Genomic DNA, 21,128 nt, shown 5'->3' with positions numbered 1-21,128 from the left:
TCAATTAAAAGGTTAGACTTACTCCTACTAAAACTGTTCTGGCTGCAGGATACAAACCTAAATCGATTCCTGATGCCCATGGATAATCATCGGGTCCATAACCTACTTCTGGGTCCATGCCATTGTAGTTTGTAAACACGAAGAAATCTTGAAGTGTAACATATAATTTAGCTCCACTAAAATATTCCATGTCTTTTATTAAACGTTTAAAGTCGTAACCAAGAGTTATATTGCTCACCTTAAAATAGTTTGCATCCTGTATATAAATATCTGAGATATAAGTCTGATTTCTACCTATTGAGTAATCTAACCTAGGCATTGTATTAGATGTACCTTCACCATGCCAACGATCAAATACATCAGTAGTGTAATTTTGAAGAGGAGAGTCTCCAAACGAGCGATACGATTTAGCAACTTGATGCCCAAAAGCGCCATTACCCGTTATGTTTAAGTAAATCCCTTTATACTCAGTATTCAATTGAATACCCAATATATGCTTAGGATTAGGATTACCAATATTTACTTTATCCTCATCATCTATTTTGCCATCGCCATTTTGATCTACAAACTTTAAATCTCCAGCTTTTTGATCATCAAAATAAGGTTGACCAGCATTATCCGCGCCATCAGGTGCAACCCAAGCTGCCGCTTCTGCATCATTCTGAATAACACCATCGGTCTCATACCCCCAGAAATATCCTATAGGTAAACCAACTTCAGCCCTAAACATTTCTCCTGTAGATTCACTTAGCACATTACTCGGTCCATTAATAATTCCTTCTGAATTTTTAATATCCGTAACCTCATTTTCGTTATACGAATAAGATGCAGTTATTCCATAATTAAAATCACTTCCTATTCTATCGTTCCATCTAAGCGAAGTTTCAATACCTTGATTGGTTACCTGTCCTCCATTAATCATTTGTCCGCTTATACCATTATGAGAAGGTACTTGAGTCCAAACCAACCAGTCTTTCGTATCTTTTTTATACCAATCGAATGCACCCTGTAAACGTGAGTTTAGAAGATGAAAATCGACTCCAATATTTAATTGCTCAGAAGTTTCCCAAGTAATATCCTTATTTGGAATACGCGCAGGGTACGATCCAATATTTCTAGTAGAAGATGTTGTACCTGGCGCACCTTTATTATCGCCAAAACCATATGATGCATTATAATGTAAACTACTGCCATCACCATCGGTATAACCAATAGTAGATGAGTGTAAATATGGTTCAATAGAGTGATTACCTACTTGTCCCCAACTAGCACGAATTTTCAAAAACGAAAGCCAATCAAGATTTCCTTCCATAAAACTTTCGTTGGTTAATACCCAACCTGCAGAAACAGAAGGGAACACTCCCCATCGGTTATCTTTTGTAAAATTACTAGATCCATCAGCCCTAACCATTGCTGATAAAAGGTAAGTTTCTTTGTAATTCCACGAGAATCGACCGAAATACGACATTAAGTTGCCACCATAATCATCGCTTCCTGATGCATTGGCAATTACTGTAGTATTATTTATATAGGCATTTTTATAGGTTTGAAATAAACTTTCGCGCCCTGTTGCACCTACATCATATGATACTTGCGTTGCTTCCATACTTTGACCTGCCATAACTGAAAAATTATGATTGGCAATTGGCGTAAAATCATAGGTTGCGGTATTTGTCCACATCAATGAATTACCACTGTATACACTTTGCTCTACTTTATCAGAAGCTTCTGATTGATTTTGTGATATATCGTATTTTGGAGTCCACGAACGAGATCCTCCCCACCAAGCGTTAACACCTAACTCAGTACGTAATACCAAATTATCAATTGGCTCAATAACCAAATAAGCCGAACCTACAGCAGTATTATTGTCATTTTCGCCATACTTAGTTAAATAGTCCATCAATGCAATTGGATTACCTTCTTGCGTATTCCAATCAATGGCATAATGATATTCATCGCCACTATAAACAGGCATAAATGGACTAGCACTTACAAAGTTTCGTACATCGTTCCAATATTGATTTCCTTGGCGAATTCCATTATTCTTGGTTTTTGAATACGTTAAATTCTGTCCTAATTTTACAATATCGCGTTTACCGTTATTAATAATAGTGTGCTCACTATTCAATCGGAATGTGTGACGGTTATAAAATGAATTGGACTGTTTGCCCATTACACCTTCTTGATCGAAATAAGAATACCCTAGTGCAAATGCTGAATTTTCGCTACCTCCGGTGATATTTAACGCATGATTTTGAATAGCTGCATTTTCAACCCTAGCCTCTTCAAACCAATTGGTTCCTTTTGACTCTCCGCTTTCTATTTGTTCCCAGTTAGGTACCATAGAAGCATAATCGTTAGGAGCTAAACCACTGTTTACACGAGCCTCATCCATCATTAATGCATACTCTTGTGCATTTAATAAATCAGGCGATTTTCGAACATTTTGAACACCATAATAACCATTATAGGTAACCGTAGTTTTCATATTTTTACGGCCCTTCCTAGTAGTAACCAAAATAACACCATTAGCAGCACGAGCCCCATAAATAGCGGCAGAAGCAGCATCCTTAAGCACATCAATATTTTCAATATCGCTGGTACTTAAGTAATCAATATTGCTTTGAATTACCCCATCTACAATATAAAGAGGCTGTGCATCACCCGTTGTACCAATACCACGTATAAAAACCTTAGTTCCTGCACCTGGCTGCGCACTGTTTTGTACAATATTTAAACCTGGGGTAATACCCTTCATGGCATCAATTGCATTGGGCGTACTTAATTCCTCAAGCTTTTCACCTTTTACATTTAAATTAGCTCCTGTAACTAATTTCTTTTTCATGGTTCCATATCCAACCACCACCACTTCATCTAAACCCTCACTATCCAAAACCATTTGAATATCTAACTCAGTTTGATTACTGATATCAACCACCAAATCTTGAAAACCTATAAAGGAAAAGATTAATGATTTTTGTGCGTCAGGAACAACTAAAGAAAAATTACCCTCAAAATCTGAGATCGTTCCTTGAGTTGTGCCTTCAATTAAAATAGAAACTCCTAGCAAAGGTTGACCACCATCATCCCTTACCGATCCGGAAATTGTTTTGTTTTGTCCTAATATTATTTGAACAAAGCAAAACATCACCATTACCGCAAATAAGCGTAGATTCATTTTCATAAAATTCAATTTAAATTAAGTTTCATTTTTACTTATTGTATATTATACACTTTCATATTTAACAAATTTAAACGTTTTATGAATTGCCCTTACGTACTATTTCATCAATAGATAATACTTTTTAAACAAGTTTGAGAATTCTGTATTTATACCAAAAACATCATCAAATGATTGATATAATGCGTTTGGTATTAGTTGTAAACCCTAACTAATAAAAATCAAAAGGAGCACCAATTCTTTAAAAAAGAATATAGGTGCTCCCTTTGATTGTGCCCTTCTACTATATAAACCAGATGTTTTACAAGGTCATTATTTTAATGTCTTCTGTTTTAATATTTGCAACATCTCCAAAGATTGTAATCATTTTAGATTCATCAGCTTCCATATCAAAGTAATTATCACTCCATTCAAAGCCTTTTGATTTATTTAATGATAAGAATAAGCTTCGCACTAGAGAGTCTGATTTTACAGAAACCACCAACTTATCTTCGGTTTGTTCTATTATGGAAATATCAATATTTGCCTTATCTAGCTCTTGATCTTTAGGAAAAGTAAAATAGTACTTTTGTTCAGCTATAAGTTTATCTTTATCCTTAAGGGTAATTGATAAGTAAGTTTTCTTTTTATTTATGCCTTTTAACTCTGAACTTGCAAACGTGAAAATTTGCGTTGACGTATTGGCTTCGAGTTTAAGCTGCTGGTTAATTGTTTTGAGAACCTTTCCTCCAAAATCTTTTAGCTCAATTTTTAGAGATGCTTTCTTCTCTTGCTGAAAGTCAGAAATACCATATATTTCAATATTCCCCTTATTCTGCGTCGCACTAATTATTATAGGTTCAAAAGCTCGTTTAACGGTGTAATGAACCGCTTTCCAATTATGGTAATAGTCTGTGCTGCTCCAACTGGCAACAGGCCAACAATCGTTTATTTGCCAATATAATGAACCCATACAATAAGGCATTGCTCTCCGATGCGCCTCAATGGCCATTCCAATACCTTCTGCTTGTAAAACATGACTCATATACAGAAACTCTTCGAAATCAGCAGGCACATTATAATACCAACTCATGTATTCTTTAATTCTCAAATTCCCAATTCCACTGCGCTGGTGTGCTGCCATTACATCAGATTCAATATCGAAATCCTCATTGCTCGCATAGGTTTTTACCGTATTCAATTCAGGAAAAGATTGAAAACCATATTCACTCATAAACCGAGCTTTATATTTATCAAAATCTTCAAATCGGTGCAAACCATGCCACACGCCCCAGTAATGCATGTCTCCAGATGTATTTACATCACTGGCATGTTTATCTATATCATAGCCTGCTTGTGGTGACGATGGCCAATAGTCGGCATTATTTGTAAATTCATCCACAACATCAGGTAATACTTTATGAAAAATATTTACATAAGCTTCCTGTATTTCTTCTTGCTGCGCTGGTGTGTATCTTTCTTTCCAGCCCCAGCCTCCTTTTCCAAAGTAATGCCATGCTATATTTATTTCGTTATTACCGCACCATAATACAATTGATGGATGATTGCGTAAACGAATTACATTGTCTTCAGCTTCCTTTCTGATATTATTTAACATGGCCTCATCGCCTGGATACATGGAACAAGCAAACATAAAATCTTGCCAAACCATGATACCGTTTTTATCGCATAAATCATAGAAATAGTCATCTTCATAAACACCACCACCCCATATGCGTAGCATATTCATATTGGCATTTACAGCATCGGCAACAACTTTATCATAATCACTTTTTGTAACGCGAGGTAAAAAACTATCATTAGGTATGTAGTTGGCCCCTTTTGCAAAAACACGAACTCCATTTAATTCAAACAAAAATGATTCTCCTTTCTCATCCTCTTCCCTCACTAATTTAATTGAGCGTAAGCCTGTTGATATACTCTTTGTACTCACCAAATTAGTACCATTGCTAATTTGAATTTCAAAATCGTACATATTAGGCTCTCCTAAACCTCTGCTCCACCATAACTTTGGATTTTCAATTGTAAAAGGAATGGCCACTTTATTCTCTCCTTTATTTATTTCAAAATCTTGTTTTGCGACTATACTATTATCCTCTTTATTTCTAATGATGGCTTTTACATTAGAATGCGACTCTGCCTGAATTTCTATTTCTGCCTCAAGTTCTGCAACATCATTATTCACCATTAATTGCATTAGATAAACCGATTCAATTTTGTAATCATTCCAAGCACGTAACTCAACAGGACGCCAAATACCCGAAGTAACAAACCGCGGTCCCCAATCCCAACCATAATGATAACCGGCCTTACGCGTAAAAACGGACACTTTTTTATCGCCTAACTCTCCATTCTCCGATTGATCATTATTAGCGGGATAAGAATAAGGAGACGCATTATATAATTCTAAACCCCTTTTAATAGGCGAATGAAAAACTATTTTTAACTGATTCTCACCAACTTTTGCAAACTGCTTTATATCTGCATCCCACTCCCTATGCATATTAAAAGCTTTTAATACCAGGTAATCATTTACAAAAACATCAGCATAAGTATCTAAACCATAAAAATGTAATTGAAGTTTATCTTTTGATAACAATGCCTCTTCAATCACAAAAGTAGTTTCATACACCCAATCCTTTTTATCAACCCATTGTTGATCACGTTCGTTAGTTCTGTAAAACGGATCTTCAATTTGCTTATTATTTAATAGATCGGTATGAATAGTACCAGGAACGGAAGCTGCTCCTCTATGTGATCCATCAACTTCGCTATAAACCCAACCTTCATTTAATTGCTTTATTTCCATAGATTCTTTTTTCTCTTGTTTACAAGCACTGAAGGCCATTAAAAGTCCTATAAAATAGATTATGCGCATACGATTTATTTTTGTGGTTATTTGTAGTTTCATCATTAACAAATATAAACCTCAGCTCCATTTCATTTAAATGAAAATCTAACCATATATGATACTATTTCAACAAAATACACCATAAATAATGTTAGATTATTTTTTTATAAAGAAGAAAAATATACTTTTGCTAAACCGATTTAGTATAGATGGCAAAAATATCAATAAAAAAAATAGCTGAACTAGCAGAAGTTTCAAAAACTGCTGTCTCATTCGTTTTAAACGGACGAGGAGATGAAAAAAATATTAGTAAGGCAACTCAAGATAAAATTACTGCCATAGCCAAAGAAAACCAATACCAAGCAAACCACATTGCACGAAGTTTAAGTATTGGTAAATCATTTACAATTGGATTTATTGTTCCGGATATTTCAAACCCTTTTTACGGAAAAATAGCGCGGCACATTGAACAGTTTGCCGAAGATAAAGGCTATTCGGTAATGGTTGCTAGTACAAATGAAGATTTAAAAAAAGAAAAGAAGATTATTGATCAGTTTAAAGCACGACAGGTAGATGGTATTATATTAGCTAGCAGTGCTCCAAACTTAAGTACCTTAAATATTACACTAAATAAAAATTTACCAACCGTTTTATTTGATCGAGTTTTTAAAGATTCATCTCAATCCTTTGTTGATATTAATAACGAAGAAGCTGCAATGCAACTTACTGAAACACTCATCAATAAAGGACATAGCAGAATCGCTTTCTTTTCAACAACATCCTATTTGCCAAATATTTCTGACCGCACTAGAGGCTACAAAGCAGCATTAGAAAAAAATGGAATTACATATGACAGTAAGATTCATTTTGAAATTGATTTTAAAAACAAAAAAGAAGAAATAGTAAATGCTTTTTCAAGCATAATGAATACCGAAGATTGTCCTACAGCTATCTTATTTGTAAATAATGTATTGGCATCTGAGGCATTATGGTGTGTAAATACAAGCTTTACTCCATATAAGGATCAACTATCATTTGCCTGTTTCGATAATCTTGACCTTTTTGATTACTCTTTACCCAAAGTAAGCTCTGTTATTCAACCCAGCGAAGAAATTGCCAACCAGTCAGTTTTCATGCTTTGCAAGCAAATAGAGGATACTATTGGTAAGGAAGGCATTCAATTAAAAACAAAGATTATAAATAGATAATATATTTTTTATCGGTTTACTAAACCGATTTACTAAATAAAATAAATGATACTATGAATATATTTTCAGACGAAAGATTAGTACTAACCTTAGATGCTGGTGGAACTAATTTTGTGTTTAATGCAATTAAAGGTGGAAAGGCTGTACTTAAACCTCACGGAACACCGTCGTATGGTGATAATTTAGAAAAGTGCCTGCAAACCATGATTGATGGTTTTGAGCATATCAAATCGCAATTATCCGAAGATCCAATTGCAATAAGTTTTGCATTTCCAGGGCCAGCTGATTATAGCAATGGTATTATTGGTGACCTAGGTAATCTACCTGCATTTAGAGGAGGTATTGCTTTGGGTGATATGTTGAATAATCACTTTAACATTCCTGTATTTATTCAAAACGATGGAGACTTATACACTTACGGTGAAGCTCTTGGAGGTTTATTAATTGATGTTAACATACAATCTGAGAAACAGTATAAAAACCTTATAGGCATAACCTTGGGTACTGGTTTTGGCGCTGGCTTAGTACATAACAACACGCTTATTACTGGTGATAATTGTATTGCTGCTGAGGTATGGTTGATCTCTAATTCAATAAGTCCTGATAACAATGCAGAAGAAGGTGTAAGTACTCGTGCGATTATTAATACATATAATGATGCTATTGAAACGCCGGATTCTACTTTAATGCCAAAAGATATTTACGATATCGCTACAGAGAAAAAGGATGGTAATAAAGAAGCTGCTCTAAATGCTTTTAAGTTATTTGGTAAGCACCTTGGAGACTCTATCGCCAACCTAATTAATCTATTTGATGGTTTAGTGGTTATTGGCGGTGGATTAACAGGAGCCAGCAGTTTATACATGCCCGAAGTAATGAATGTGCTTAAGGGAAAGTTTAATTGCGGCCAAGACCGCTTGGTACACAAAGTATATTGCCTAGATGATGAAGCGGAGGCTAAAGCTTTTACACAGTCGAATGGCAAACAAATAAAAGTGCCTTTCTCTGATAAAACAGTAAACTACGATGCAGAACAAAAAATAGCTATTGCAACAAGTAAACTCGATGCAAGTACAGCAATTTCGTTAGGTGCATATGCTTATGCTTTAAAGGAGTTAGACAAATAGAAATTCACAAAACGAAACGATAATAAAAACACTATGTTATATCCATTAAAATTTAATCCCATACTTAAAGAAATGTTATGGGGAGGAAAAAAGATTCCAGCAAAACTTAATATTGATGTGGCTGATGATGCTACTGTAGGAGAAAACTTTGCCATATCAGGTTTAAAAAATGATATGTCGGTAGTGAGCGAAGGCGCATTAAAAGGGAAAGCTCTTGCTGATTTAATTGAGGAGCATAAAGGTGCGCTTATTGGCGATAAAGTGTATGAAAAATTCGGCACTAAATTTCCTTTATTGCTTAAGTATATTGATGCGAACGATGATTTATCAATACAGGTACACCCTAACGATGCTTTGGCTGCAGAGGTGCACAACTCGTTTGGTAAAACAGAGATGTGGTATGTTGTTGAATCAGAAGAAGGCGCTGCTTTAAATTCTGGTTTCTCTAAAAAGACTACAGCTCCCGAGTTTGAGCAAATGCACAACGAGAATAAAATAATGGATTTAATGAGCCCACACAAAACAGAAGAGGGCGATACATTCTTTATTCCTGCAGGTAAAGTACATTCGATTGGCAGTGGTAACTTAATTGCTGAAATTCAACAAACTTCAGATATTACTTATCGTATTTACGATTTTGACAGACGCGATAAGTTCGGAAACCCACGCGAATTACACCATGAATTGGCTATGAATGCGATGGATTTTTCTGATGATGATTCTGGTAAAGTTGATTATTCAATTAAAGCAAACGAGTCGGTTAACTTAGCAACTTGCGAATATTTCACTACAAATATCATTGAAGTAAAAGAAAAAATAGAAAAGGATTACAGCGCTATTGATTCTTTTGTGATATTGATGAATGTAGGAGGTGCATGTAACATTGAGTGCAATGGTACAACTACTTCTGTTAACGAAATGGAAACGGTATTAATACCGGCTTCAGAAAAGAACATTACAATTCAAACAGAAAATTCGGCTAAACTATTAGAGGTTTACTTATAATACGAATCAAAAGTTTAGCATAATAGTAAACACTAAGGGATTTCATCCCTTATACCCTGACTTACTTTTCTTTGCTTGATCAAAGAAAGTAAGCAAAGAAAATCAAGGCTGCTTTTTAAATAGCCTTTTTATTATGCTAAAAGTTAAGTGCGGCTGGGTGATCTTCGAGCAAAGCTCTCTGCTTCCCAGTCTTACTAAAGTTTTAACACAAACAAAAGCTATTTAAAAATGAGGCCAATAAAACGAGGCGCTCTAAATAAAAGCTTTTCAACCCTTGATTCACATTTATAATGATAAAAGGGAATCCATTTTCGGATTCCCTAATCTATTTCTCTTTGCTATTCTAACAAACTCATGGTTTCCCATTTTTCAGCAGCCTTACTTTCGGGGTTAGTTTTCTGAAATTTGGCCACATAAGCTTGCCATTCTTTTTCGCGTGGTAAAGTCCCCCATTTTTCGCCATCCACATCCCAATCAAAATCAGGTTTTGTATCCATTATTAAAAAGGCGCGGTAACCAATTAAATAGATTTCCATTTCGTGAATGCCAACGGTTTTCATATTTTGGGTAATCTCGGGCCATGCTTTCCCCAAGCCATGTACTTCAACATAATCCTCGGCCAAAGCCTTATCATTAACAATTTCGAGTGTCAATACAAATCGGCTCTGCTGTTTTTTAGGCATAGGAATTAACTGCCCTTGCTGAGGTGTATAAGCGTCTTTTTGCTCAAACTTATAAATACGATTTAATGGCTCCGTTGAATTTATAAGCTCACTAATAATAGAAATATCATTATTTTTTTGCGCATATTCTGCAAGTAACAAACGTGTTTCGTTTAAATTATAATGCGAAGCCATATCGAACATCAACAATTGAATGGTATCTTTTTTATAGAAAGCTACATCAACAATATCAGTGGTGCCTATTTGTTCGAGTGCTGCATTTACCTTTGAAATATCCGCTGTACTAATAGATGCATCAAATACAAAACGCCTCATTTTGGTTTCTTCTTGATGCGGAGTACAAGCATTTATCAGCAAAATAATAAGTAAGCCAAGGCATAGCTTGCCGTTATTAATATTAAAAACAGAATTATTTTTTTCCATAACGCATTCGTTTTTGATAAGATGATGGAGTTTCTTTTTTTACTTTTTTAAAAACTCGGTAAAAATAGGATGAACTCTCAAATCCACATTCTAAAGCTACCTGTTCAACAGTATAATCGCTATTAAGCAAAAGGCTCGATGCATTCTGAATTCTCAACTCCAATATAAACTCAGAAAACGAACGTTTTGTACGAAGCTTAAAATAACGACAGAAAGCCGAGGTTGTCATGTGCGCCACTTCGGCAATTTTTTCCAAAGGAATTTTTTCCTTGTAATGATCCATGGCATAACAAAGCACACGGTCTAATTTTTCGGCATCGGAATAATTAAATGTGTTTGATGGCAAGCTAGCCGACAAATTACTTACTTCGGTTGAATGCGCTAATATATCAAGCAAACTAAGAATATCGGTAATTTGCTTTACTGGCGAACTCTGATTAAGATGTTCTAAAATTGCCTTTACCTGAGCCTTGGATTCTCCTTCGATTTTTAAACCCGTTCTTACATCCTTAAACAGTTGTTGCACCTCTTTCATCTCTGGAATTTTAAAGAAGGAATCACCTAAAAATGCTTCATCAAAATGCAAAACAATGGCCTCGGCCTTTAAGATTGAATCGGCTTTAAAGAACTCCGGGGCATTTTTAAAATCGTGGGCCAATCTACTGCCCATAAAAAACATATCGCCAGCCTTAAACTGGCCAATATAATCGCCGATAAAAGCTGTACCATAACCCTGCACCATATAGGTAAGTTCTAACTTATCGTGAAAGTGCAAAGGATTATAGAAATGCGGAACAACCTCTCGTGTTAACTGAAAGGATTGTTCTGCATTATCTGATATTTTCACATGACGCATTCGCATTTTTATAGTTTTTAGTTGATACCAATTGGCTATCTAAAAATCCAATATAGTATAATCATGAAAAACACTAATACCCCGGCAAACACACGTGGATCGGAGAAGGATTTTACTTTACCCTCTGTAATAAACGATAAAGGATTTTTTAAAGTAAGCTTTTCCAATACTTCAGCATCGGCTTTAGGCGTAAAAGCACTTACCGCAAAATAAAATACGGTACATATCATAAACATGTAAAATGCTTTCATCATAAAATGGATTTTCCAAACATCGCTAATGTAACGCTGTCCGGCAATCATCTCAAAGTCTAACGAGAAGGCAACAACGGCCAAAACAAAACCAAATATCAGCGTATACAAACCCGCTTTTGGCGTTCCTTTTCGAGAAAATACACCAAACAATAAAACCACAGAAATTGGCGGAGATAAAACAGCCAACAAATCATTAATGGCTTCGAATATACTCGGGAACTTAGCAATTAATGGCGACCAAGCAATGGCAACAATAATTACACATAAAATGGTAATTCGTCCGATGTTTAATAAGGTTTTGTCTTTTGTATCGGGATATTTTCTTTTTACAATATCCATTGATACCATTGTTCCGGCGCTATTTAAACCTGATGCAATGGTGCTCATTAATGCAGCCAATAATGCAGCCGACATTAAACCTTTTAATCCGGTAGGTAAAACGCGTAAAATAAGTTCAGGTAATGCCTGATCGGCAACAGTAATATCATCCTTAAATAATACGTAGGCAAAAATACCCGGAACCACCATAATAAATACCGGAAGTATTTTTATAAAACCTGCAAATATAGGTCCGCGTTGCGCATCTTCTAAAGTTTTCGCTCCTAATACCTTTTGCACAATGGTTTGATCGGCACACCAATAATTTAAACCCAAAACAGGTATTCCCAACCAAAATGCCCACCAAGGTAAAGGCGATGATGAATGCGTGTGTACCATCGATAATTGATCGGGTTTAACGGCTGCTTTTAATTCGGCCCAATTGGTTACGCCAACTTCAGGGAGCATAGTCATGGCCAAAATAGTCATAATAGAAGCCCCTAAAATTAATATCACCGATTGAATGGCTTCTGTGATCACAACAGCTTCGAGTCCGCCGATAAATGCATAAGCAAAGGTAATTACTGCAATTATTGTAATGGCCATATACCTATCTATCCCAAAAAAGTTTTCGAACACTAAACCTCCCGCATACAAACTAACGCCAATGTGAAGGAATATGGCTGTTACCAAGGAGATAAAAGCCAAAACAGAGCGTGCCTGAGGGTTATATCTTCGCTCGAGAAATTCAGGTAACGTAGAAATTTTTGTTTTAAAATAAAACGGGGCAAATATTAATCCTAATACAATTAGTAAAAGTGCTGCCGACCATTCAAAGTTACCCCAAACCATTCCGTCGGAGAATCCCTGACCAGCCAAACCTACCATGTGAATGGTGGATATATTGGCTGCAAAAAGAGCCGCACCAACCATAGGCCATTTAAGGTTTCTACCAGCTAAAAAAAAGCCTTCGCTCGATTTCTTTTTATTCTTTAAGCCTGTAAAAACACCAATACCAACAACCCCTAGTATGTAGGCTATAATAATGATATAATCAATTAAATTTAATTTCATATTGTAGTTTTTTTTTGTCTGATTTTCTCTACATAAATTCGCAATTCTTTGCAAAATCAAAGTCCTTATTCATTATGGGTAATAATATTTTTTGTACTTCAGCAACCAAGTCTTCATCCATTTTTTCATGACTTACTCTGATGTTATTAATCATTCGATTAGACTTTGAGGAAGTAACCAGATTTGTTGGAATTAAGGGATTTGCCACACTAAATTGCAGTGCAAGATCCTCTAAACTGGTGCCATTAGCTTTACAAAACTTTACGGCTTCTAAAACACATTGTTTATCTGCTTGGGTAGCAGGATGCCAATCGGCTACACCGCGCTCGGTTAATAAACCCATACCCAAAGGCGATGCTGCTACTAAACCTACTCCATCGTTTTGTGCATAGGGCACCAAATCGAGCATCATGGTATCGCTAAGCATATAATGCCCGTGACACAACATGGTATCTACCTGTGCTTCAACCTGAACTTGTTTAAATACATCTATCGGATATGATGTGATACCATAATAACGAATTACACCCTGCTCCTTTAATTTTTGTAAATGCGGGATAGATTCGTTTATCACTGTAGAAAGATGTTTTCTGTTTTGGTATTCAATATCGTGTAACTGAAAAACATCCAAATAATCCGTTCCCAAACGATTTAAACTCTCCTGTAAGGATTTATCGATGGCTTCGGGCGAAAAATCGAATACGCCTTTGGCAAATCGTCCTGTTTTGGTAGTTAAAAAATACTTATCGCGGGGCACCGATTTTAAGGCCTTGCCCAGTACGGTTTCTGCTTTTGTATCGCCGTAAAATGGAGATACATCAATATAATTAATTCCGTTATCGATACTTGCATGTACAGCTCTTATTCCTTCGCTATCGTCGGTTCCGCTGAATACGCCTCCCAAAGCTGAAGCTCCGTAACTAAGTACGGATACCTTCATATCTGTTTTTCCTAATTGTCTGTACTCCATTATTTATTTAAATAAAACTGTTCGCAATTAATGCCCATTACCTTAGCTTGAGCTGTTTTGCTATATTTTTTCAGATGTTGACTTACAACATTAAGCGCATCGGAATACTCGCCTGCTAATTTACAAACGGGCCAATCGCTTCCGAACATTAATCTATCTGCACCAAAGCACGCAAACACTTGCTGCAAATAAGGTTCAAAATCTGTAATGGTCCAGTTATTCCAATCAGCCTCAGTAAGCATGCCCGATAACTTGCAGCTCACATTTTTGTATTGAGCCAGATGCAGTAAGTGATCTTTCCATGGCTGCAGGGTTTTATCTTTAATTTTTGGTTTAGCGATATGATCTAATACAAACTTCATATCTGGAAATTGTTTAACCAACTGACTCACCATAGGTAGTTGATGTTCAAAAACCAATAAATCGTATGTTAGTCCATTATCTTGTAACGCCTGAATACCATTCATAAAGGCTGGCTCAAGAATAAAGGACAAGTCCTCTTCGTCTTGCAGCACATGGCGCATACCAACTAATTTAGGGTTTTGAGCGAGTTGTTTAATATCTTGCAATACTGTTGCGCTTCTTAAATCAACCCATCCTACTACACCCTTAATAATATCGTGCGCATTGGCCAATGATAGTAACCATTTGGTTTCTTCAACACTCTGACGTGCTTGCACCGCTATGCATCCGTCTAAACCTTGCTTTTGGAGCTCCTCTGCCAAATCATCGGGCAAAAAATTACGCTTTAAAACAGATAGCTCATCGGATATCCAAGCATAATCGCTTTCATTATATTTCCAAAAATGCTGATGTGCATCGAGTTTCATACTTGATTTATTTAATAGATTCTTAGATTTTAGATAATAGACAAGAGATCATCTCTTCAGCCCTCAGCCTAATAAACTAACTCCTTTGTACACTAAAAACCATGCGCTCTTGCTCCGCCATCTACACTGAAATCTTGTCCGGTAATATAAGTTGCTGCTGGCGATGCTAAAAAGCAAATCATGGCGGCTAATTCCTCCGGTTTACCGTAGCGATGCAATGGCATTCTGTTCAAAATTAACTTCTGACGCTCTTCATCCATAACTTGTTGATTCATTAAGGACGGAAACCAACCTGGCGAAACTGAGTTAACCAACACATTCTCCTGTGCCCACTCAACTGCCAAACCTCGTGTTATACCTAACACAGCAGCCTTTGTTGCGCTATAGGGTACTACTTGGTTAAAGCCCAAATAAGAAGCCATGGAAGAAATACTGATAACACGGCCAACATTGCTCGATTGCTTTAAATACGGAAATGCATATTTACTACAGTTATAAACACCCGAAATATTAATATTATTGATGTAGTCAAGTTCTTCTTGCGTTACCTCAGCAGCTGGTTTTTTAACAGTAACACCTGCATTATTTACCAATACATCGATGCCATGCTTTTCGCCTATTTCTGTAATTTTTTGCTTTACATTGCTTTCGTTGGCCACATCAATGGTATCGAAGCTTAGATTATCAGGAAGACTTCCTTCAAAATCAACTTTTATTTTACCTGATCGGCTTAAGCCGATAACATTAGCACCACACTCGGCAAGCATAATAGCCATTGATAAACCCAAACCGCTAGAGGCTCCGGTTACCACAATATTTAAATCTTTTAAAGAATATAATTGTTCTATTCTGTTCATCTTATTTTATTATAGTTCCAATGTTGTCCTAAATAATTTTTCACTCAAGCCGTGAAGGCTTCTACTTTTTTAGTTCACCACAATATATATTATATAAGGTGTTCATGATTTTCAATTCTTCAGTCAAAAAAGTAGACAAAAAGACCGTCGACTGCACCCATTTCACTCAAAAAACTAGGTTTCATGACTGAAATTATTTTAAACTCTCACTTTCTCGTTCCTCAAAGTGCTCAAACAGAAAATGATTTTTAAACGTCATTTCAATCCTGTTTTTTGGCTCACTGGCTGATGTCGATACTAAACAAGACGTTCTGTATATTATACAAAAATGCTTAGCACTCAATTATTATAGTTCAATAACTATTTTAGTGACAGTTGATGGATCGGCATCCCATAATTTTATTGCTTCATCACTCTTCTCGAATGGGAAAGTATGCGAAACAATTTCTTCGGGATCAATTTTTCCGCTTTTTACAGCTTGTAATACGTGCTCAAAATCTTCCTTTTCTGACCCTCTTGATCCTCTAACATCAAGCTCTTTAAGTACAAAGAATTTGGTTTCGTAACTCACCGGATTTGGTGTGTAACCAATATAAACGATGCGACCTGTAAAGCTAATTTCATCAAAGGCCAACTTATAGGTAATCGGATTTCCGGCGGCTTCAATAATAACATCAGCACCATGCCCATCGGTTAACTCTTGCAAGCGCTCCTGCACATTTTCTTTACTAGAATTAATAACATGTGTAGCGCCTGCTACTTTGGCTTTCTCTAACTTTTCATCCACCAAGTCAACGGCAATTACTTCGCCCTCTCTGAAAGCTGAACCTGCAATAGCACCAATACCAATTACGCCGCAACCTAGCACAACAACTTTATCGCCCTTTTTAACTTGGCCACGCTTTGAAGCATGAAAACCAACTGCCAAAGGCTCTAACAAAGCCAATTTTGTAGCACTTAAGCTATCATCAATAACTAGTTTCTGCCAAGGCACAGCAATATATTCAGTAAGTGCACCATCGCGTTGAACGCCTAATGTTTCGTTGTACCTACAAGCATTAGGTCTATTATTTTTACATGATGAACAAGTACCACAAGCCGTTTGTGGCGTAATGGCTGCTTGGGTTCCTACTTTAATATGATCTGGAACATTTGCACCCAAAGCAGTAACAATGCCGCTTAGCTCATGGCCCGGAATACGAGGATAGGATACCAAAGGGTTAATTCCTCGGTAAGTACTTAAATCGCTACCGCAATAGCCCACTTTTTTAACCTGCACTAAAACTTCACCATCCTGTGGAGTTGGCTTTTCAATTTCGAAGAAACCACACCCTCCCTTTTCTGTTATTTTAAACGCTTTCATTTTTTAGTTTTTGTCAGTAGCCAGAAGAGAGAAGTGTGATTACACTCCCCGCGTCTTTATACTTATGTCTTATTACTTTATACTGACTCTCAAATATTACAACTGTGTTAAGCACTCATCTTTAAATCCGAATCCCCAACCTGGGCGATCGTGAGGAGTTGCCATTCCGTTGTTAATTTGCAGCGGGTGGTCAATTAATGGATCAATCCAATCGAATGACTCAGCTCCTGCTCCATTAGGAATAGTACATAACAAAGGAATATCGTAATCTTTATAATAGTGTGGTAAAACGGGTACATTAAAGGCACCGGCTAGTGCAGCACTTTCGCGCCAAGCTTCAACACCACCTATACGTAAAATATCGGGCTGCCAAATATCAATGGCATTACGTGTTAACAACTCTCGCAAAGGTAAAGTACTGTATTCTCTTTCGCCCATTGCTAAGGACAGTCCGGCTTGGTTTTTTAATATCTGAAAACCTTGGTAATCGGTATGTTTAATAGGCTCTTCGAACCAGTGTATATTTAACTCTTTAGCAGCAGTGGCTAATTGTAACGAAGATGGAACATCCATTCCTTGGTTGGCATCCATCATAATACCAATATCGTTACCCACAGCATCGCGCACCATTTTTAGACGCTCTAAATCTTCGCGCCAATCGGGTTTACCCACTTTAATTTTAACCGCTTTAAATCCGCGTGCTTTATAATCAGTTACTTCGCCAATTAATTCTTCTGGCGTGTACGAAATCCAACCACCACTGCCATAAATAGGTACCTCACGAGCACTTGATCCTAATATTTTCCAGATAGGCTGCCCAAGTGTTTTACCCCAAGCATCCCACATAGCAATATTATATGCAGCTTGTGCCCATCGGTTAACACCTTCGTTACCAAAATACTCGTTGGCTGCATCAATCTTATTAAATACCTTAACGGTATCGTGTATTTCTTCACCAATAACCATTTCGCCCACGTCTTTTAAGGCACCGGCAATGGCCATAGGGCTATATTGAAAACTTAAAAGGTACGATTCGCCTATTATACCTTCTTCGGTTTGTATACGTAAAATTAGAAACGATATTTCGGTTAATGTATGCGTGGCATCAGAAATAGGTTTCTCTAATTTAGCTTTTGCTGAGTATACGGAGTAGTTCTTTATTGAATACATTTAAATATTATTTATAATTTATGAAGGCAAAACTATAAGCTTTAGATTGAAGAAATAAGCTTATAATTGACCAAATACTGACCTATATTTGCAATAATATACATTACTTGATAAATATGTGGTAATTTTGGTCGTAATTAAGCTGATTATTGAGTAGAAAAAGCATTGTACATCCGTTGCCTGCACAAAAATGGCAAGGTGCTTTTATCTCTATTTGTCATTGGGCATAATTTCAGCAATAATCAAATACAACAAACTCCCTAATCTTAAGACCAGGGAGTTTGTATGTTTATACTAATTTTTATAATGCTTACTTTATGGTTGTTGCTATTTCTAATAAATCAACACTTCGTAATGAAGTGGTTTTAAAAGAATACTATTGGTAGTATTTATACCAATATTCTTTTAAAATGAGCATTATAATTCAATTCTTTTGCGTTTACTCTGCGTTGAAAAAGATCAAGGTAACTATGGCTATCTCTCACTTTTTCGCCTTGATTAAACACAAAATATATTGAATTATTTAATACGCATCTCAAAACAAAATTGGTATTATGTAAAAAAGGGCTGAATAAACAGCCCTTGTTGAATAACACCTATGCCTCTACTTTCTTTTTACTACGACTTTTTACGGTAGTGTTATTGGTATCAATAATTTTATCAATGGTTAAGGCCAAACTACCATAAGTGGCTTGGTTTGCCTTTTGCATGGCGCCAAGGTAAAGTACTATATCGTTATTAACGATACTACATACCTCTTTTTTAATAAGCGATGCACTTTTTAACTTGGCTTCTTGCGAGCTTTGTTCTTTATAATGAAGTTCGGCGGCATTAAATTTATTTTGCGCCGTAGCCAAAGCCTCAAAGGCATCGCTAACACCCGCTAATACATCAACATGCCCTTTTAATTCGGGCTTTAACATATCGGCCATTAGCGATTCGGTAAGCGAACTTTGCACGGCATAACTTTCGCTAATTATTTTAACGCCATACTTATCGTATACCTTTTTAAGGGCTGTTGCCGATGTTCTGAATGTTGGATTAGGGTTACGCTCAAAACCCATAAGCAGATAGTTTACCGACTGAATTAACTCGTCTCTAACGGCATCGAGCGTATCGAGTTCCGATTCAACAGAATCGCGTTTTATGGCAGTGGATAATTCGGCCACTTTAGATGTTAATTGATTAATAAGATTTGAGATATAGGTATCGGCACTTAAATCGACCCTACTAAAGGCTTCAAGTATAAGCTTGCTTGTTGCATCAACTTCGGTTACTCTGCTTTGTGTAGACAATTTGTTAATCATAATTAATAATTTTAAGATTAGTATATAGATGTTATTTAAAGTATTTTATTGGCTTACTTGGCACTCAGGCTAGCTTTAAAAACGTTTTAATGGCTTCGGCCAAGCTCAGGTGCGCTTTAAAAGTATTTTATTGGCTTACTTGACACTCAGGCTAGCTTTAAAAACATTTTATTTGCTTACCTGACTCTCAGGCGGGCTTTTATAATAATGTATCGCTCGGTTTAGTTACAACTTACCATTCACCAGCAATTATATGGCGAAATTTCTATTATAATAAGAGATACTTGTTTTTTACGTGGTGTACAATTTGAAGATGTGCTAGTAATGAGGGTGTGCTTTTGGGGTATCATAAATATTTAGGTTCAAGAATTATACTTATGTAAAAATAAAACCTTTATCCTAATTAGCAATTATTTAGATAAAAAAAATCTCAAACATGCCTTACATTTGGGGTTTATAATACCTTATTTTAAGGTAGAATTTAAAAACATATCACAAACCTTATTTATCCTTTAATAATTCTTGAAGTCGTCTCGTTTCCCCATATATTATAAACTCTTGCCTATCTCTTTCAAATTGATCTTCAGCTTTCCTATGGTCTAAATGAAATGGCAGCTGTTTAGATATAAAGGGTGTAAGAAAACAATTTACCTTGTCGAAAAATGATAAGGGTTTATTTCTTACTTTTAATCTAATATTTAGTCCCTTTTTCGCAATACTTAAGTCTTTCTCAGCGTATTTTCTCTTTTTTAATTCTTCTACAACTAAAAAATATTCTGGATGCTCTTTATCAATGAAGTTGTTTAAAGTTGTCTGGAAATTTCGAGAGTGACATATTAGTTTTCAGTGACAAGGCTCAATTTTTCTTGCATAGCCTTAGCTACGGAATAAAAATTAGCTGAAGTCAATAAAATCAAGATGTTACTCGCAGTTTTTCAGCACGACTTTAAACAACTTCAATAAGTACCTCTAGTAAATCGACCAAAGAATATTGGTGAATTGCTTTTTTAACTTTGTATTCTTGCATTAGCTTCTGCGTATTATTTTAGCTCTTGGGCGATGATTGAGATATGTATTTGAGGTATTAAAAGTAGAAAAAAATTTTGTGTAGCATCTTTTATATTAGGTTCAGTATATGAAGTTGTTTAAGGTTGTAGGGGAATTTCGAGAGTGATAATTTGATTATCAGTGGCAAAGCTCAATTTTTTATTGCATAGCCGTAGCTACGGAATAAAAATTAGCTGAAGCCAATGAAATCAAGGTGTTACTCGCAGATTTTCAATACAACTTTAAACAACTTCTATATTTAGAATAGCACAATTCAAATGCATTATTGCATGATTGATAAGAAATTGAATTATTTAAAGATGCTACGATACGTAAAATAGAGATATAGCCATATTTAAACTGATGTTTTATGAAGTAGTAGAAGCTTTATAGAAACAATTTATGTCAATCATTTGCTGATGTTTTTGGTTTTATAGTTGTTTACACCAACTTGGCATATAATTACATAATAAAATATATCTTCGCAGTTAACAACAAAAACCTAATAGGAAACTGACATGGCCAGAGCAAATTATGGGGCACACAAGGGCGTGATTGTAATGTGCATTGCTTATGTGGGTTTTGATAAATTATAAACACA

Annotated in this window: 14 protein-coding genes; 3 read left to right on the top strand and 11 right to left on the bottom strand. The window is 35.9% G+C overall.

Annotated elements, in window-relative coordinates; translation table 11 throughout:
• Positions 1–4 precede the first annotated feature (4 nt).
• A complete protein-coding gene (locus A8B35_RS05720; RefSeq protein ID WP_083634334.1) occupies positions 5–3,187 on the bottom strand; it encodes a SusC/RagA family TonB-linked outer membrane protein in 3,183 nt (1,060 codons plus the stop codon).
• A 298-nt stretch (positions 3,188–3,485) separates the two neighbouring features.
• Positions 3,486–6,062 (bottom strand): beta-mannosidase, encoded by a 2,577-nt coding sequence (locus A8B35_RS05715; protein WP_171973162.1) that lies wholly within the window; start codon positions 6,060–6,062, stop codon positions 3,486–3,488.
• Positions 6,063–6,244: 182 nt separating this feature from the next.
• On the opposite strand from A8B35_RS05715, the gene A8B35_RS05710 reads away from it, so the two are divergent.
• Genes A8B35_RS05710 through A8B35_RS05700 form a run of 3 tightly spaced genes read left to right on the top strand, consistent with a single transcriptional unit; the run spans position 6,245 to position 9,375 of the window.
• Positions 6,245–7,243, top strand: a complete 999-nt coding sequence (locus A8B35_RS05710; RefSeq protein WP_068471799.1) for a LacI family DNA-binding transcriptional regulator — start codon at positions 6,245–6,247, stop codon at positions 7,241–7,243.
• A gap of 53 nt (positions 7,244–7,296) precedes the next feature.
• Complete coding sequence (locus A8B35_RS05705) at positions 7,297–8,370, top strand: ROK family protein (protein ID WP_068471797.1); 1,074 nt, start codon at positions 7,297–7,299, stop codon at positions 8,368–8,370.
• Between the two features lie 33 nt (positions 8,371–8,403).
• Positions 8,404–9,375, top strand: coding sequence for a type I phosphomannose isomerase catalytic subunit (locus A8B35_RS05700; RefSeq protein WP_068471795.1), 972 nt, complete (start codon positions 8,404–8,406; stop codon positions 9,373–9,375).
• A gap of 338 nt (positions 9,376–9,713) precedes the next feature.
• Here the strand turns inward: A8B35_RS05700 and A8B35_RS22985 are convergent, their stop codons facing one another.
• The 9 genes from A8B35_RS22985 to A8B35_RS05655 all read right to left on the bottom strand — a co-directional run bounded on the left by A8B35_RS22985 (position 9,714) and on the right by A8B35_RS05655 (position 19,480).
• Positions 9,714–10,481 carry an L-rhamnose mutarotase gene (locus A8B35_RS22985; protein WP_083634332.1) on the bottom strand — a complete coding sequence of 256 codons (768 nt, stop codon included), beginning with the start codon at positions 10,479–10,481 and terminating at the stop codon, positions 9,714–9,716.
• Positions 10,468–11,343, bottom strand: coding sequence for an AraC family transcriptional regulator (locus A8B35_RS05690; RefSeq protein WP_068471793.1), 876 nt, complete (start codon positions 11,341–11,343; stop codon positions 10,468–10,470). Before A8B35_RS05690 ends, A8B35_RS22985 begins: the two co-directional genes overlap by 14 nt.
• 29 nt (positions 11,344–11,372) lie before the next feature.
• Complete coding sequence (locus A8B35_RS05685) at positions 11,373–12,983, bottom strand: sodium:solute symporter family transporter (RefSeq protein ID WP_068471791.1); 1,611 nt, start codon at positions 12,981–12,983, stop codon at positions 11,373–11,375.
• 28 nt (positions 12,984–13,011) lie between these two features.
• Positions 13,012–13,953 (bottom strand): aldo/keto reductase, encoded by a 942-nt coding sequence (locus A8B35_RS05680; protein WP_068471789.1) that lies wholly within the window; start codon positions 13,951–13,953, stop codon positions 13,012–13,014.
• Positions 13,953–14,783, bottom strand: a complete 831-nt coding sequence (locus A8B35_RS05675) for an amidohydrolase family protein (protein ID WP_068471787.1) — start codon at positions 14,781–14,783, stop codon at positions 13,953–13,955. Before A8B35_RS05675 ends, A8B35_RS05680 begins: the two co-directional genes overlap by 1 nt.
• 92 nt (positions 14,784–14,875) lie before the next feature.
• Entirely contained in the window at positions 14,876–15,640 is a 765-nt protein-coding gene (locus A8B35_RS05670; RefSeq protein ID WP_068471785.1) for an SDR family NAD(P)-dependent oxidoreductase, read from the bottom strand.
• Positions 15,641–15,986: 346 nt separating this feature from the next.
• On the bottom strand, positions 15,987–17,003 hold the full coding sequence (locus A8B35_RS05665) for a zinc-binding alcohol dehydrogenase family protein (RefSeq protein ID WP_068471783.1): 1,017 nt from the start codon (positions 17,001–17,003) through the stop codon (positions 15,987–15,989).
• A 96-nt stretch (positions 17,004–17,099) separates the two neighbouring features.
• Positions 17,100–18,173 (bottom strand): mandelate racemase/muconate lactonizing enzyme family protein, encoded by a 1,074-nt coding sequence (locus tag A8B35_RS05660; protein ID WP_068471782.1) that lies wholly within the window; start codon positions 18,171–18,173, stop codon positions 17,100–17,102.
• 596 nt (positions 18,174–18,769) lie between these two features.
• Positions 18,770–19,480 carry a DUF6261 family protein gene (locus A8B35_RS05655; protein ID WP_068471780.1) on the bottom strand — a complete coding sequence of 237 codons (711 nt, stop codon included), beginning with the start codon at positions 19,478–19,480 and terminating at the stop codon, positions 18,770–18,772.
• Between the last annotated feature and the right edge of the window lie 1,648 nt (positions 19,481–21,128).

It is taken from the genome of Saccharicrinis aurantiacus (genome assembly GCF_001660705.2).
Lineage (GTDB): Bacteria > Bacteroidota > Bacteroidia > Bacteroidales > Marinilabiliaceae > Saccharicrinis > Saccharicrinis aurantiacus.
The sequence above is the reverse complement of the archived record's forward strand: the minus strand, read 5'-3'. Positions and strand labels throughout refer to the sequence as shown.